At 69.1% G+C, this 15,496-nt stretch carries 7 protein-coding genes; 2 read left to right on the top strand and 5 right to left on the bottom strand.

The genetic code is table 11. The annotated features are described in order from the left end of the window. The first annotated feature begins 7 nt into the window (after positions 1–7). On the top strand, positions 8–7,903 hold the full coding sequence (locus L995_RS02085; protein WP_331428938.1) for an amino acid adenylation domain-containing protein: 7,896 nt from the start codon (positions 8–10) through the stop codon (positions 7,901–7,903). Positions 7,904–8,088: 185 nt separating this feature from the next. After that, the gene (locus L995_RS02080) at positions 8,089–10,488 is read left to right on the top strand and encodes a TonB-dependent siderophore receptor (protein ID WP_047468637.1); all 2,400 of its coding nucleotides are present in this window, start codon (positions 8,089–8,091) and stop codon (positions 10,486–10,488) included. 76 nt (positions 10,489–10,564) lie between these two features. On the opposite strand, the gene L995_RS02075 is transcribed toward L995_RS02080, so the two are convergent. From L995_RS02075 to L995_RS02055, 5 genes are all read right to left on the bottom strand, one after another. Continuing rightward, positions 10,565–11,599 (bottom strand): FecR family protein, encoded by a 1,035-nt coding sequence (locus tag L995_RS02075; protein ID WP_047468634.1) that lies wholly within the window; start codon positions 11,597–11,599, stop codon positions 10,565–10,567. 11 nt (positions 11,600–11,610) lie between these two features. Continuing rightward, positions 11,611–12,210 carry an RNA polymerase sigma factor gene (locus tag L995_RS02070; RefSeq protein ID WP_047468631.1) on the bottom strand — a complete coding sequence of 200 codons (600 nt, stop codon included), beginning with the start codon at positions 12,208–12,210 and terminating at the stop codon, positions 11,611–11,613. Positions 12,211–12,424: 214 nt separating this feature from the next. Further along, a complete protein-coding gene (locus tag L995_RS02065; RefSeq protein WP_047468628.1) occupies positions 12,425–13,723 on the bottom strand; it encodes a lysine N(6)-hydroxylase/L-ornithine N(5)-oxygenase family protein in 1,299 nt (432 codons plus the stop codon). A gap of 11 nt (positions 13,724–13,734) precedes the next feature. Beyond that, on the bottom strand, positions 13,735–14,847 hold the full coding sequence (locus L995_RS02060) for a GNAT family N-acetyltransferase (protein ID WP_047468626.1): 1,113 nt from the start codon (positions 14,845–14,847) through the stop codon (positions 13,735–13,737). Between the two features lie 143 nt (positions 14,848–14,990). Then, positions 14,991–15,496: alpha/beta hydrolase fold domain-containing protein (locus L995_RS02055; RefSeq protein ID WP_047468624.1), on the bottom strand; the 506-nt coding region annotated here is incomplete at its 5' end.

Genomic DNA, 15,496 nt, shown 5'->3' with positions numbered 1-15,496 from the left:
GCTTGCGCTGGATGCACCGCTGTCGCGCGAGCTGCGCCGGCAGGCGCAGCGCCATGGGGTGAGTGCGGCCAGCCTGTTCCACCTGGCCTGGGCGCTGGTGCTGGGCAGGACCACGGGCAAGGACGACGTGGTGTTCGGCACCGTGCTCTTTGGCCGCATGCAGGGCGGAGAGGGCGCGCACAGCGCGCTGGGCATGTTCATCAACACGCTGCCGCTGCGCATACAGCTGGGCGGGCGCAGCGTGCAGGAATGCCTGCGCCAGACGCATGAGCTGCTGACGGGGCTGATGCACCACGAGCACGCCATGCTGTCGCTGGCGCAGCGCTGCAGCGCTCTGGCGGGGGGGACGCCGCTGTTCTCGGCCCTGCTCAACTACCGCTACACCGCAGCGCCGCAGGAGACGGAGGCAGCGGGCGCAGCCTCGGGCGCGTGGGAAGGCATGACGGCGCTGGGCGGGCAGGAGCGCACCAACTACCCGGTGGACATGTCCATCGATGACCTGGGCCAGGGCTTCCGCCTGGTCGGGCAGGCCAGCAAGACCGTGGGCGCGCAGCGCCTGTGCGCCTACATGCTGGCCGCCGTGGAAGGCATTGTTGCGGCCCTGGCCGAAACGCCCGCGCTGCCGGCCTGCGATATCGAGTTGCTGGACCGGGACGAATGGGCGCTGCTGACGCAATGGGCGCAATCGGTGCAGTCTGGATGCAACCCGCCGCGCCGCGACGCCCAGCCCCTGGTGCACAGGCTGTTCGAGCAGCAGGTGGACGGGCGGCCCCAGGCCACGGCCCTGGTCTTTGGCGACGAATGCATCAGCTATGCGCAGCTCAACCGGCGTGCCAACCGCCTTGCGCACCGCCTGATCGCCGAGGGCGTGGGCGCGGAGGTGCGCGTGGGCATTGCGGTGGAACGCTCGGTGGAGATGGTGGTGGCCGTGCTGGCCGTGCTCAAGTCGGGCGCGGCCTATGTGCCCCTGGACCCCGGCTATCCGACCGAGCGCCTGGCCCACATGGTCGAGGACAGCGGCATGGCCTGCCTGCTCACGCAGTCCCGCCTGGGGCTGGAGGTGGCCGGTCGCGTGAAGGCGCTGGACCTGGATGCCATCGGCGCGATGCCGGGGCCCGACCACAACCCCGGCGCCGCCGTGCATGGCGAATGCCTGGCCTATGTGATCTACACCTCGGGCTCCACCGGACGGCCCAAGGGCGTGGGCATCTCCCACCGCTGCCTGGCCGAGCAGGCGCAGCTGGCCGTCGGCTTTGCCGCGCTGTCGCCGCAGGACCGCGTGCTGCAGTTCGCCACGCTGAATTTCGATGGCTGCATCGAGCAGCTGTTCGCGCCGCTGGTGGCCGGCGCGGCCATGGTGCTGCGCGGGCCCGAACTCTGGGACAGCGCCACCTTCCACAGGGAACTCATGGCCAGGCAGATCAGCGTGGCCGATCTGACCACCGCCTACTGGCTGCTGCTGGTCCAGGATTTCGCGCGCCAGGGCCTGCGCGGGTACGGGCGGCTCAGGCAGGTGCATGTGGGCGGCGAGGCCATGCCGGGCGCCGGCCTGCAGGCCTGGCGCGATGCCGGGCTGGGCCATGTGAGGCTGCTCAATGCCTATGGCCCGACCGAGGCCACCGTCACGGCCTCCCTCTTCGACTGCACGGGCCTGGTGGAAGGCGCCGGCGCGGCGCCCCAGGACCTTCCCATAGGCCGGCCCCTGGCGGGCCGGCACATGTGGGTGGTGGACGACCGGATGCGCCCCGTGCCCCTGGGCGTGGCCGGCGAGCTGTGCATAGGCGGGCCCCTGCTGTCGCGCGGCTACCTGAACCGGGCAGGGCTCAGCGCGGAGCGCTTTGTCGCCGACCCCTTCGGCCGCGATGGCGCAAGACTCTATCGCACGGGCGACCTGGTGCGCTGGAATGCGCAGGGCCAGCTGGAGTACCTGGGGCGGGTGGACCACCAGGTCAAGATCCGCGGCCTGCGCATCGAGCTGGGCGAGGTGCAGGCGCAACTGCTGGCGCTGGACGATGTGCGCGAGGCCGTGGTCGTGGCCGGCGAGGGACCGGCGGGCACGCGGCTGCTGGCCTATGTGTCTGCCCGCAGCGGGCGGACCCTGGACGGGCAGGAGATGCGCGAGCGCCTGGCCACGGTACTGCCCGACTACATGGTGCCGGGCGCCATCATGGTGCTGGACCAGTTGCCGCAGAACGCCAACGGCAAGCTGGACCGGCAGGCCCTGCCCGCGTTCGGCATGCCAGCCGCCAGCCAGGCGCCCGAGGGCGAACTGGAGGCGCTGCTGGCCCGTATCTGGGCCGAGGTGCTGGGCCTGGAGCGGGTGGGGCGCAGCGACAACTTCTTCGCGCTGGGCGGTGATTCCATCCTCAGCCTGCAGATCGTCTCGCGCCTGCGCCGCTTCGGCTGGAAGCTGTCGCCACGGCAGCTGTTCGAGCGGCAAAGCATTGCCGAGCTGGCGCGTGTGGCCGAGCCCGTGCAGGACGAGGCCGTGGAGCATGAGACCCCGGTCCAAGGGAGCGTTCCCCTGCTGCCCATTCAGGCGGAGTTCTTCGAAACGGACGTGCCGCAGCGATCCCACTGGAACCAGGCCCTGCTGCTGCGCAGCATGCAGCCGATGCAGCCTGCGCCGCTGCGCCAGGCCCTGGCCGACCTGCTGGCCCGGCACGACAGCCTGCGCCTGCGCTTTCGCCCCACGGCGCAGGGCGCCTGGGAGCAGGCCTACGCAAGCCCGTCCGAGGCCGACCTGCAGGCACTGCTGTGGGTGCGCCAGGCACGGGATGCCGGCGCGATCGAGGCCTTGTGCGAACAGGCGCAGCGCAGCCTGGACATCGTCCACGGGCCGCTGCTGCGCGGGCTGTGCATCGAGGTGGGCGACGGCAGCTGGCGCCTGCTGCTGGTGGCCCACCATCTGGTCGTCGATGGGGTCTCCTGGCGCATCCTGCTCGAAGACCTGCGTTCGGCCTATGCCAGCCGGCTGCAGGGCCTGGAGCCCGCCAGGGTCCACAAGACCGCCAGCTACCAGCGCTGGTCGCAGGCGCTGCAGGCCCATGCCGCGCAATGCGGCGGCGAGCTGGCCTTCTGGCAGGCGCTGGCCCAGGTGCCGGCCGTCCTGCCCTGTGCCCGCCCCGGGGGGGCCAACACCCTGGCATGGCAGTCCAGCGTCGAGCTGCGGCTGGACCGCGAGCGCACCGAGGCCCTGATCAGCCGCGTGCCGGCGGCCTACAGGACGCAGATCAACGACATCCTGCTGGCCGCCCTGGGGCGCGCCCTGTGCGCGTGGAGCGGGCAGCAGCGCATCCTCGTGGACCTGGAGGGCCATGGCCGCGAGGAGCTGTCGGCCGGCGTGGACGTCTCGCGCACCGTGGGCTGGTTCACCAGCGTCTTCCCGGTGGCGCTCGATGCGGGCACAGGCCCGGGCGACGCGATCAAGCGCGTCAAGCAAAGCCTGCGCGAGGTGCCGCTGCACGGCCTGGGCCATGGCGTGCTCAAGTACCTGGGCACGGCGCAGCAAAGGCAGGCCATGCGGGCCTTGCCCCAGGCCAGCCTGGTCTTCAACTACCTGGGGCAGTTCGACGCAAGCTTTGACAGCGCGGCCCAATGGCTGCCGGCTGCCGAGGGCAGCGGCATGCCGGCCGACGCCTCGGCGCCGCTGTCGCACGAGTTCACCATCAATGGCCGCGTGTACGACGGCGAGCTGGTGATGACGGCCGCCTTCAGCACGGCGCGCCACGACACCGCCGATGTGCAGGCCTGGATGGGGCGCTACCGGCAGGAGCTGGAAGGGCTGATCGACCACTGCCTGAGCGGCGCGCAGGGGGTGACGCCCTCGGACTTCCCGCTGGCCCGGGTCACGCAGGCGCAGCTGGACGGCCTGGACCTGCCTGCGGGCAATCTGGCGGACCTCTATCCGCTGTCTCCCATGCAGTCGGGCATGCTGTTCCACAGCCTGTCCGATCCCTCGGGGCTGTCCTATGTCACCCAGCTGCGCATCGACGCGCATGGCCTGGATGCCGCGCGTTTCCGAAAGGCCTGGCAGGCGGTGCTGGACCGCCATGCCGTGCTGCGCAGCGGCTTCCTGGCCGATGCGTCCCTGCCGCTGCAATGGGTGGCCCGGCAGGTCCTGCTGGACATCACCGAGCATGACTGCCGGCACAGCGAAGATGTGGCGGGGGCCCTGGATGCCCTGGCCGCCGGGCAGTTCGCGGCCTTCGACCTCAGCAAGCCGCCGCTGATGCGGCTGGCCCTGGTCCGCGTGCCCGATGGCAGCCACCACTGCATCTGGACCGCCCACCACCTGCTCACGGACGGATGGAGTTCATCGAGCCTGCTGGGCGAGGTGCTGCGCGACTACAAGGGCATTGCCGTGGAGCCCGTGGACACCAGCTACCGCGACTACATCGCATGGCTGCAAGGCCTGGACCACGGGGCCAGCGAGGCCTACTGGAGGCGCCTGGTGCAGCCGCTGCACGAGCCCACCTTGCTGGTGGATGCGCTTGCCCGGCCTGCTGTCCGGCCTGGTGCCTTGCCTGCAGCCCGGCGGGGGCACCACGAGGCGGGCGCCGCGCTGGATGCCGGTGCCACGCAGCAGCTGGTGGAGTTTGCCCAGCGCGAGCGCGTGACGGCCAACACCCTGGTGCAGGCCGCATGGTCGCTGGTGCTGGCGCGGTACACGGGCCAGGCCACGGTGGCCTTCGGGGCCACGGTGGCAGGCCGCCCGCCCGAGCTGGCCGGCGTGGAAAGAATGCAGGGGCTGTTCATCAACACCTTGCCGGTGGTCGTGGCCTGCGACGGCGCGCTGGAGCTGGGTCCCTGGCTGCGCACGCTGCAGGCTCAGAACCTGGCCTCGCGCGAGCATGAGCAGACGTCGCTTTCGGACATCCAGCGCTGGGCGGGCAAGGGCCAGCGCGGCCTGTTCGACAGCATCCTGGTGTTCGAGAACTACCCCATGGATGCCGTGCTGTCCGCGCACGACGACCCGCATCTGCGGTTTGCGGTGACGCATGCCATCGACGTGACCTCCTATCCCATGGACCTGGAGGTGCGGCTGGGCGATGTGCTGTCGCTCAAGATGATCTACCAGCGGAGCAGCTTCGGCGATGACGCCGTGCAGGCCCTGCTGCGGCAACTGGTGCAGGTGCTGGCGTCCATGGCGGGCGAGGGCATGCACTGCCTGCGGGACATCGCCTTGCTGCCCGAGCCCGGCCGCGATGGGCCGGCGGGCACGGACACAGGCACAGGCACAGGCACAGGCACGGGCACGGATGCCTGCCGCCCGCCGTTCCTGCCCGTGCATGCCGGCATGGCGCTGCAGGCGCGCCGGGACCCCGGCGCGGTGGCGCTGGTCATGGGCGAGCAAACCATCAGCCATGGCGAGCTGCAGGCGCGCAGCAACCATTTCGCCAACCGACTGGTGCAGGCCGGCGTGGGGCGCGGCGCCATCGTCGGCATCGCCATGGAGCGTTCGCTGGAAATGGTGATCTGCCTGCTGTCCGTGCTCAAGGCGGGCGCGGCCTACCTGCCCCTGGACCCGGCGTCGCCGGCCGAACGCCAGAGGTTCATGCTGGCAGACAGCGGTGCCTCCCACCTGATCGCCCACAGGGCGGCGCTGCACAAGCTGGGCACGCCGGCCGTGGCCCATCTGGTGGTGGCCGAGGAGGTGGACTTCACCCAGGCCTGCAACGCGGCGCCGGCCCATGCCGTGCACGAGCGCGACCTGGCCTATGTGATCTACACCTCGGGCTCGACCGGGCAGCCCAAGGGCGTGGTGGTCGAGCACGGGCCGCTGGCCATGCACTGCGCGGCCACGGCCGGGATCTACGGCATGCGGGCGAACTCGCGCGAGCTGCATTTCATGTCCTTCTCGTTCGACGGCGCGCACGAGCGTTGGCTGACGGCCCTGAGCATCGGCGCCGGCCTGGTGCTGCGCGAGCCGCAGATGTGGACGGCGGAGCAGGCCTGCGAGGCCCTGCGCCACCATGGCATCTCCAATGCCGCGTTCCCTCCGGCCTATCTGGCGCAGATCGCGGACTGGGCCGCAGAGCAGTCGCAGGAGCCGCCGCCGGTGGAGTTGTATGTCTTCGGTGGCGAGGCCATGCCCAAGGCCGCCTACGACAAGGTGCGCCAGAGCCTGCGCCCGCGCCTGCTCATCAACGGCTACGGCCCCACCGAGACGGTGGTGACGCCGCTGATCTGGAAGGCCGATGCCAGCGAGACCTTCGACTGCGCCTACGCCCCCATCGGCCGGCCCGTGGGCGAGCGCACGATGCACATCCTGGATGCCGACCTGCACCGTGTGCCGCACGGCGTCGTGGGCGAGCTGTACATCGGCGGCTATGGCCTGGCGCGCGGCTATCTGTCGCGCCACGGCCTGACGGCCGAGCGCTTCGTCGCCGACCCCTTCGACGGCGGTGGCGGCCGCCTGTACCGCACGGGGGACCTGGTGCGCGAGATGCCGGACGGCAACATCGAGTACATAGGCCGGGCCGACCACCAGGTCAAGATCCGGGGCTTCCGCATCGAGCTGGGCGAGGTCGAGAAGGCCGTCCGGGCCGTGCCCGGCGTGGTCGATGCCGCCGTGCTGGTCCAGGATGCCGGGACAGGCAAGCAACTGGTGGCCTATGTGGTGGGAGAGGAGGGCACCGCCGCGCAGTCCCTGGTCCAGCGCATCCGCCAGCAGACAGGCGAGCACCTGCCCGACTACATGCTGCCGGCCCATACGCTGGTCCTGCCCGCCTTGCCAAGACTGGTCAGCGGCAAGCTCGACCGTGGTGCGCTGCCGCTGCCGCAGGCAGATGCCGCGCGGGTTCACGTGCCACCGTCCACAGCGGCGGCCATGGCGCTGGCCCGCATCTGGCAGGAGGTGCTTGGCGTGGAACGCGTGGGCGAGACCGACAACTTCTTCGAGCTGGGCGGGGACTCCCTGCTCAGTCTCAGGATGCACGCCAAGGTGCGAAAGCTGGGCGATCCGCGGCTGGACTTCAAGCTGCGCGACCTGCTGCAGCGGCCCACCATTGCCGGCCTGCTGGAGCTTCGCTCAGCCGGCATCTATGGAGCTGGGGGCGTCGTGGCGCTCAACGCCGTGTGCGAGGCTGCACCACCGCTGTTTTGCGTGCATGCCGGGTTCGGCACGGTGTTTGACTACCAGCCGCTGGCGCGGGCCTTGCAGGACCGGCGCACCGTCCACGCCATACCCTGCCGCAGCCTGGGCGATCCCGGCTACCGCGACCGCTCGCTGGAGCAGATGGCCGACGACTACTGCGCGATGGTGAGGCAGGTACAGCCCGCCGGCCCCTACCACCTGCTCGGCTGGTCCCTGGGCGGCAGCCTGGCGGCCCTGATCGCGGCCCGGCTCGAAGGCCAGGGGCAGACGGTGGGCTTCCTGGGACTGGTGGACCCGTTCGTGCCTGCTGGCGATGCGGCCGGGTCCCCGTCGTGGTGGGATGACTTCCGGCTCTTCGTCTCGCAGATGCTGCCCTTGGCGCGCATCGAGGACCTTGCGGACATCGATGCATCGGTGCCGCCCCGCGCCGATCTGCTGGCTGCCGCGCTGGGCCGCGAAGCTGCAAGGCAGGGACCGGGGGGACCCAGCGGCCATGCCTGCATGGACGGCGCCGACCTGGCACAGGCCTTTCTGACCACCCTGCACCTGAAGCACCTGGCGCTGCAGGCGCAGGCCCTGGCGCCCGTGCAAGCGGCGGCAAGCCTTTGGTGGAGCGATGAAACCGCGGCCGGGCACCGGCTGCGGCTCGCGCAGCAGCTGCGCCAGGAGGGGGCCGAGGGGGGCGAAAGGGCCGAAAGGGCAGAGGGCGCGGTGATCCGCGCCGACCACTACGCCATCATGAGGAACGAGAGGCTGACAGCCGAAATTCTCGACGCCTTGGCGCTGGAGTACGCGCTGGACTGAGGGGCAACGGCGGCCGGGGTGCCCCCCCCGGCCCGCCCCGTCCCGGGTCTTTTTCGTGAAAACCGGGTTACACCTTGTCTCCATTTTTGCGCGCAGAACGTCTTTGGAATGCACAACAACCCGGGCGGAGGTCCGTGCCCGGTTGGTAACCAGTCTCATTCAATGCCTTTGGAAATTCTTCGACCATGCCTTCCTTGCCCCGTCAACATCTGCTGAGCCTGGCCCTTGCCACGGCCTTTGGTTCCGTCTCGTTCTGGAGCACCGAGGCGGTGGCCCAGGCCACAGGGCAGGAGGCTGCCCAAGTGTTCGATATCCATGTGCCGGCCCAGGCCCTGGCTTCGGCCATCAACGAGCTGTCCCGCCAGACGGGAACCCAGATGTTTGCCGCAGGCGACCTGGTGGCCGGGCTCAGTTCCCGCGCCGTCAACGGCCGCCTGACATCGGAGCAGGCCTTGCGGGAGCTGCTGGCCGGCACGTCCCTGGAAGCCATCAGGATGAACAACGGAGGCTTCGCCATCCGCCGTCCCGCGGTCTCCGGCGCGACCTTGCCGACCATCAACGTCACGGACAGCGAAACCGCAACCGGCCCCGTGCAGGGCTATGTCGCCCGGCGCAGTTCAACGGGTACCAAGACCGATACGCCCATCCTGGAGACACCGCAGTCCATCACGGTCATCGGTGCCCAGGAGATCGAGACGCTGAAGTCGCAAAGCCTGCAGGATGCGCTGGGCTACGCCGCCGGCGTCACCCGCGCCGAGGGCCTGGACCGGACCTCGGACAGCCTGTACCTGCGCGGATTCCGCACCACGGGCATGTACCGGGACGGCAGCCTGTTCACGGCCAACATCTACGACGGACGGCAGGAGCCCTACGGCCTGGAGCGCATCGAGCTGCTCAAGGGCGCCTCTTCGGTGATCTTTGGCTCGGTCTCCCCGGGCGGCGTGGTCAACACCGTGAGCAAGCGGCCCACCACGGAAAAAATCCGGGAGCTGAACATCGACGCCGGAAGCTTCGGGCGCAGGCAGGTCTCGGGTGATTTTGCGGGCGCCCTGGACGACGAGGGCAAATGGTCCTACCGGCTGGTGGCGCTCAAGCGCGACAGCGACAGCTTCATCGACCGTGTCCCCGATGACAGAACCTATGTCGCCCCATCGCTCAAGTGGCAGCCCGATGCGAACACCTCGCTGACACTGTTGGCCGAGGTCCAGAAGGACCGCACCACCTACGTCTACGGGCTGCCCGCCTACGGCACCCTACTGCCCAACATCAATGGACAGATTCCCCGCAACCGCTTCATCGGAGAGGCGGGGCGGGACAAATTCGATCTGGACCGCTACTCCATCGGCTATCTCTTCGAACATGCCTTTTCCGAGAAGCTCAAGCTCAGGAACAGCATGCGCTACTACAACGCAAAGAGCAGCTACTTCAGCACGGACGGCTGGGGCCTGTCCGCCGACCAGCGCTCGGTGGTGGAGCGCTACTACCAGCCGCGCTGGGACCGCTCGTCGGCCTTCGTGACCGATACCTCGCTGCAGTACCAGCTGGACCAGGGCCGCATCAAGCACACCATGCTGGTGGGCTTCGACTACGCCCTGCCAAAGCACGAGACCGAGCGCTATGAACAGCAGGCCGCCGACCTCGATGTCTTCAACCCGGTCTATGGCAAGCCGGTGGGCCCTGTCTCCCCCTACTACCGCTCGTCCTGGAAGAACGACTACAAGCGCCTCGGCATCTATGCGCAGGACCAGATCAAGATCGATGACAAGTGGGTGGTCCTGCTGGGCGGCCGCTATGACAAGGTCCGCTTCAACGAGACGAACTTCTTCACCGGGGACGTGAGCGCGGCCAATGAGAAAAGCTCGGCCTTCACGGGCCGGGTGGGCGTGGTCTATCTCGCCGCCAATGGCCTTGCCCCCTTCTTCAGCTACAGCGAGTCCTTCGAGCCCACCCAGGGCCAGGACCGCCTTGGATCGCGGTTCAAGCCCACGACGGGGCAGCAGTACGAGGCCGGGGTCCGCTACCAGCCCAGCGGCTCCCGGGCCATGGTTTCGGCAGCGGTCTTCCAGCTCACCCGCCAGAACCTGCTCGTGCCCGATCCCCAGGACGCCAGCAGGGCGTTCAACATACAGGCCGGTGAAGTCCGCTCCCGCGGCTTCGAGCTGGAGGCGCGAAGCTCCATCGGCCGCAATGTGAACATCATTGCCGCCTATGCCTACACGGATGCGCGCACCACGCAGGCAAGCCCCCTGCAGCCGGACGAGCTGGGCAAGCGCTCCATCGGCGTGCCCTACAACCAGATATCGCTGTGGGGCGACTACAGCTTTGGAGACTTCGGGCTTGCCGGCCTCAAGGTGGGCATGGGCGCCAGGTACCTGGGCCAGACACGCGGCCTGGCCTATGGGGTTCCCGTCTCGCTGCCGGCGTTCACCCTGGTGGATGCCATGGTCAGCTATACCACCGGACCCTGGCGCTTCGCCCTGAACCTCACCAACCTGACCGACAAGACCTATATCGCCAGCTGCTCCTACGGCTGCTTCTACGGCGAGCCCCGCAAGGTGATCGGCACGGCCACCTATCGCTGGTAAGCGGGCATGGGCCATGGGCCACGGCTGGAGCGATCCGGCCGTGGCCTTTTCTTTGTCGGGGAACCGAAGGCCCCGTTCAGAGCGCCTGCAGCAGCACGCTGCCATCGGCCTGCGCGCGCACCCTCAGCGGCAGGATGGAGGGCAGCACGGCCAGCAGGCCGGCCGAGTCGTTGGCGCGAAAGCGCCCGGTCAGGCGCAGCGCGGCCACGCGCGCATCGGCGGCTTCGATGGGCTGGGTGCGGTAGGCGTTGACGGTGGCCAGGGCCTCGGCCAGCGGGGTGTTCTCGAAGACCAGCCAGCCCTCGCGCCAGGCGGACAGCGTGGCGGCATCGGCCTGGCGCACGACCTCGGCCTGGCCGTTGCGGATGTCCACGATCTGGCCGGGCAGCAGGTCCAGCGTTGCCGCCGCCGGGCCCGTCGCATCCTGCGCATCTCTGCCCAGCGCCCGGACCCTGACATGGCCATGCTCCACGCCCACGGTGACGGGGCCGCCGCGGTCGCGCACGGTGAAGACCGTGCCCACGACCTCGATGCGCGCCTCGCGCGTGATGACCTCGAAGGGCCGGTCGGGATCGGGGGCCACTTCGAATCGCACTTCGCCCCGGGCCATGGACACGTTGCGGCGCTGGCGGTAGAGCGTCACGGCAATGGCGCTCTGGGGCGCCAGTTCCACCAGGCTGGCCTGCAGCGGCAGCTTGCCGTCGGCCAGAGTGATCTTGAGGATCTGCGAGTTGCGCGTGGCGTAGGCCGAGGTGTGCAAGGGCTGCTGCCAGTACCAGTAGGCGCCCCGGCCCGCCAGCGCGCCTGTGCCCAGCAGCCCGGCGAAGGACAGCAGCAGCTTGCGGCGCCGGACGGCCTGGGTGGAGCGCGAGGCCCGGTCGGCCAGCAGGGCGGTTTCCTGGAACTGCTCGCGCAGGCCGCCGGACATGCCGCCCAGCAGGTTCCAGCGCAGGTGCGCCTCGCGCGCGGCGGCATCGTGCCGGGCTGATTTCCCGCGCCATGCGCCCAGGGCCAGGCGTGCCTGGTGGGCCACCGGGTCGGGAGCGATTTCGCTTTGAACGATCAGCGTCAGCGCATGCTCGACCATGCGCTCGCTAGGTGCACTTGCCATGGAAAGGGGGGTCAGGATGCGTCGTCGATCAGTGTACTGTTGTCGAAATCCATGGCGCTGCCCAGCGCATGGTCCTCGATCAGCTCGGAGCGCAGCTGGGCCAGCACGCGCGAGCAGTCCAGCGTGGCGCGCACCATGTGCTTGGCGACGGCCATTTCGGTGATGTGCAGCTGCTCGGAGATCTCTGCCCGCGTGTAGCCGTGCGCGCGAAAGAGGATGAAGACTTCGCGCCGGCGCGGCGGCAGGCTTTCCAGCGCCTGGACGACGCGGTCCAGGATCTGGCGCTGGGCGGCCAGGGTTTCGCTGGAGGGCGCGCTGTGCTGCACCGCCATTTGCTGGCGCGTCCAGTCCTGGGAGGTCTTGCGCTTGCGCGCATCGTCGATGCACAGGTTGCGTGCCACGCGAAACAGCAGGGCGCGCGGGGATTCGATGTCGGCATCGGGCAGCGCCTCGGCCTTCTTGCCGCTGCGCAGGCCCAGGGCGTGCACATAGACCCGCTCGAAGCTCGATTGCGCGATGTCGGCCGCATAGTGCGGATCCCGGAGATCGCGCGTGAGCTGGCGGCGCAGATCGCCATAGTGAGCCACGAGTTCCTGGATCAGGTCACGCATCCGGATACCTGCCTTTCCGCAAGGGCGATGGGTTGGAACCCCTGGGTCCGTACAGAGATGGGCCTACCGGATGCCGCAACCCCGGCCAGGGCCGGGGCGCTGCAGCAGCGGGTATGGGATTCAGCGGCGCAGGTGATTCGAATTCAAATGCAAATGGTTTGCATTCAAATTATGGCATGGGAGATTCGTGCGCCATCATGCCCGGTGCGATCTTTCAGTCCTGCAGCGCCAGCTGTTCTGTGCGCGCAACATCGGGTTTTTGGGCTTGCGCTGCCAGCAGGGCGTCGCCGATTTCGCCGGTGCGCACCGAGGTGACCGACAGCAGGGTGTCGCTGAGGCCGTGGGAGCCCTCGCAGGCGCCCTGCAGGAAGATGGCGGGGCGAAAGTCCGGCGTGGTGTGCACCTGGTAGTCGCGGCTCACGGAGAAGTCGCCCAGGTAGGGGGCCAGCGGGTCCAGCAGGGTCTTGTGGTGCTCGCGCGCATAGCCGGTGGCCAGCACCACCACGTCGTAGCGCGATGCATGGTCGATGCCGCTGTTGAGGTCGCGCAGGCCCAGGTGGATGCCGTCGCTGGCGGCGCGCACGTCCTGCACCTCGTGGCGGCGCAGGAAGCGGTGGCGCGTGTCGCCGACGACCTTCTGTTCATAGAACACCTTGAAGATGCTCTCGATCAGCTCCAGGTCGGGACAGGCGTAGTTGGTGTGCCAGAACTCGCGCAGCAGGGCGCCGCGCTCGTCGTGCGGGCGGCTGTAGACATGGTCCACGAAGTCGGCGTTGAAGATTTCGTTGACGAAGGGGCTGTCGTCCGAGGGGCGGATGGAGCGGGCGCGCATGACCAGGTCGATCTCGGCCTTGGCGTAGCGGCCGTGCAGGTCCATGAAGATTTCGGCGGCGCTCTGGCCCGCGCCCACGACGGCGATGCGCAGCGGCCTGGCATGCTCGGCAATGCTGCGCAGGTAGGCGCTGGAGTGGAAGACGCGCGCATCGCCGCGCAGGGGCTTGAACTGCTCGGGAATGCTGGGCGTGCCGCCGATGCTCATGACCAGGTTCTGGCCCAGGCGCTCATGCACGTTGCCGGCCGCATCGCGCGAGCGCACGCGCAGCAGCTCCACCTTGCCGTCGCGTTTTTCAGGCAGCACCTCGATGACTTCCTCCCCGTAGACGCAGCGGTCCTCGAACTTGGAGGCGGCCCAGGCCAGGTAGTCGTTGAACTCGTGGCGGCTGGGAAAGAAGGTCTTGAGGTTGATGAAGTCCTGCAGCCGGCCCTTCTCGTGCAGGTAGTTGATGAAGGTGAAGCGGCTGGTGGGATTGCGCAGCGTGGCCAGGTCCTTGAGGAAGGACACCTGCATGTGGGCCTGCTCCAGCAGCATGTCCTTGTGCCAGGCGAAGCGCGGCTGCTTTTCGATGAAGACGGGGTGCATGGCCCGCGCGGTGGTTTCGCGCTCCTTGAGGGCGATGGCCAGGGCAATGTTGGAGGGGCCGAAGCCGATGCCGATCAGCGGGTGGGTTTGCATGGAAGGTCCTTTCATTGGGTCGATGCGTCCAGTGCGTCCGGCGCGGCTGCGTCGGTCTGCGGTATCCACAAGGCGTCTGCGAAAAAGCGTTCCCTGAGCAGCACTCCCAGCACGGCGCGCTTGTGCGGGAAGTCGAATTCCTTGACCAGCGCATAGCCGCAGCGCGGCAGGCTTTTGCGCATCTTGCGGTTGTCGGCGCGCGGCTCCACGACGATGCGCTGCGTGCGGCAGTCGTCCAGAAAGAGGTAGTGCGACAGCGAGGGCAGCCAGGCCGTCAGGTAGGGCTGGCCGCGGAACCGCGCCTCCCCCACCAGCGCATGCCAGCCCCGGTCATGGTCGCCCGCGTCATAGAAGGGGGCGATGCGGTCTTCCTTGGCCCAGTAGGCCTCGAAGTAGCCGAAGGGCTCGCCGTCGAAGCAGCCGATGAGGCCGAGCGCATGCGGGTCGCCGGCCATGCGCTGCAGATAGGCGTGGTGGTGGGCAAGGTCGCCGCTTTCCTCCCAGAAATGCGCGACGACCGGGTCGTTCATCCAGCGGTGGATGAGGGGCAGGTCGGCCTCGGGCTCCACGGTGCGAAAGCTCAGCGTGCGGCCCAGCCAGGGGATGAAGCGGCGGTAGACCTCGCCGCGCGGCTTGTGCAGGCGCACGGGGTGGCGCCGGCCTTCGCTGATCGTGTAGTGCAGCGCATAGGGTGGGCGCGGGCGGGGCAGCCACAGGGGCTGCTGCCAGAGCACGCTTCTTGCCACGCGCGGAGCCTGGCCTGGCTGCACTGTGGCGATGCTGTCGCGCAGGCCCGGTGGCAGGCGGGGCAGGGACAGCTCGATTTCCCGGGCATCCGGGTGCAGGCCGAAACCGGCCTGCAGCGCGGCCAGCAGTTCATCGGCTTCGGGCATGCCCGAGCAGGGCCCCATCCATTGCAGCCGCAGCAGGCCTGGCGCGGCCGCGGGTGACAGGTTCCAGAGACTGTGCTTGCCGGGCCTGCCGGCATCCACGGACCCCGAACGCTCCAGGCGCAGCCGCTGTCCATCGCCGAAGACGCTGATCGTCTCGGCGCCTGCATGGGCGAGGTAGCTGGCGCCGGAGGCGTCCGGTGACGGTGTAGCGGTGGCTTCGGCTGGACGCACGTGGACTCTTTCAGGTGGAGTGCCCCGCGTGCGGGAGACGGATGGGGGCAAGGGCACAAGGGACGCAAGGGACGCAGGGGACACAAGGCAGCCTCATGACCGGGATGACGTGCAGGCGCGGCAAATGTTCATGCCAGGGCCGTTCATGCCAGGGCCGGGATCCGGGCCGCCTGGAAGGCATGGGCCAGTGCCTTGCAGAGCCGGCCGCGCAGCACCTCGGTCTCTTCGGTGAGGGCGCCCAGCCGCGCAAAGTCATGGACCATGCCGGCGTAGATCTGCAGGTCCACGGCCACGCCGGCGGCCTGCAGCCGCTCGGCATAGCGCTTTCCTTCGTCGATCAGCGGGTCGTACTCGGCCAGCACCATCAGCGTGGGGGCCAGCCGGCCCAGGTCGGATGCCTGCAGCGGGGCAAAGCGCCAGTCCTGCCGGTCCGCATCGCTGCGCAGGTATTGGCCGAACATCCAGGCCAGGGTGTCACCTTCCAGCAGATGGCCGGTGGCCAGGCGCGCATGCGAGTCACTGTCCTGCTGCGCTGCCGTGCAGGGGTAGAGCAGCAGCTGCAGCAAGGGCTGGGGCATGCCCGCGTCGCGCGCGGCGATGCACAGGGCCGTGGCCAGCGTGCCCCCGACGCTGTCGCCGCCAATGGCCA

It is taken from the genome of Delftia sp. ZNC0008 (genome assembly GCF_000799035.1).
GTDB classification, from domain to species: Bacteria; Pseudomonadota; Gammaproteobacteria; order Burkholderiales; family Burkholderiaceae_C; genus Comamonas; species Comamonas tsuruhatensis.
This window is presented reverse-complemented; position numbering and strand designations above follow the sequence as displayed.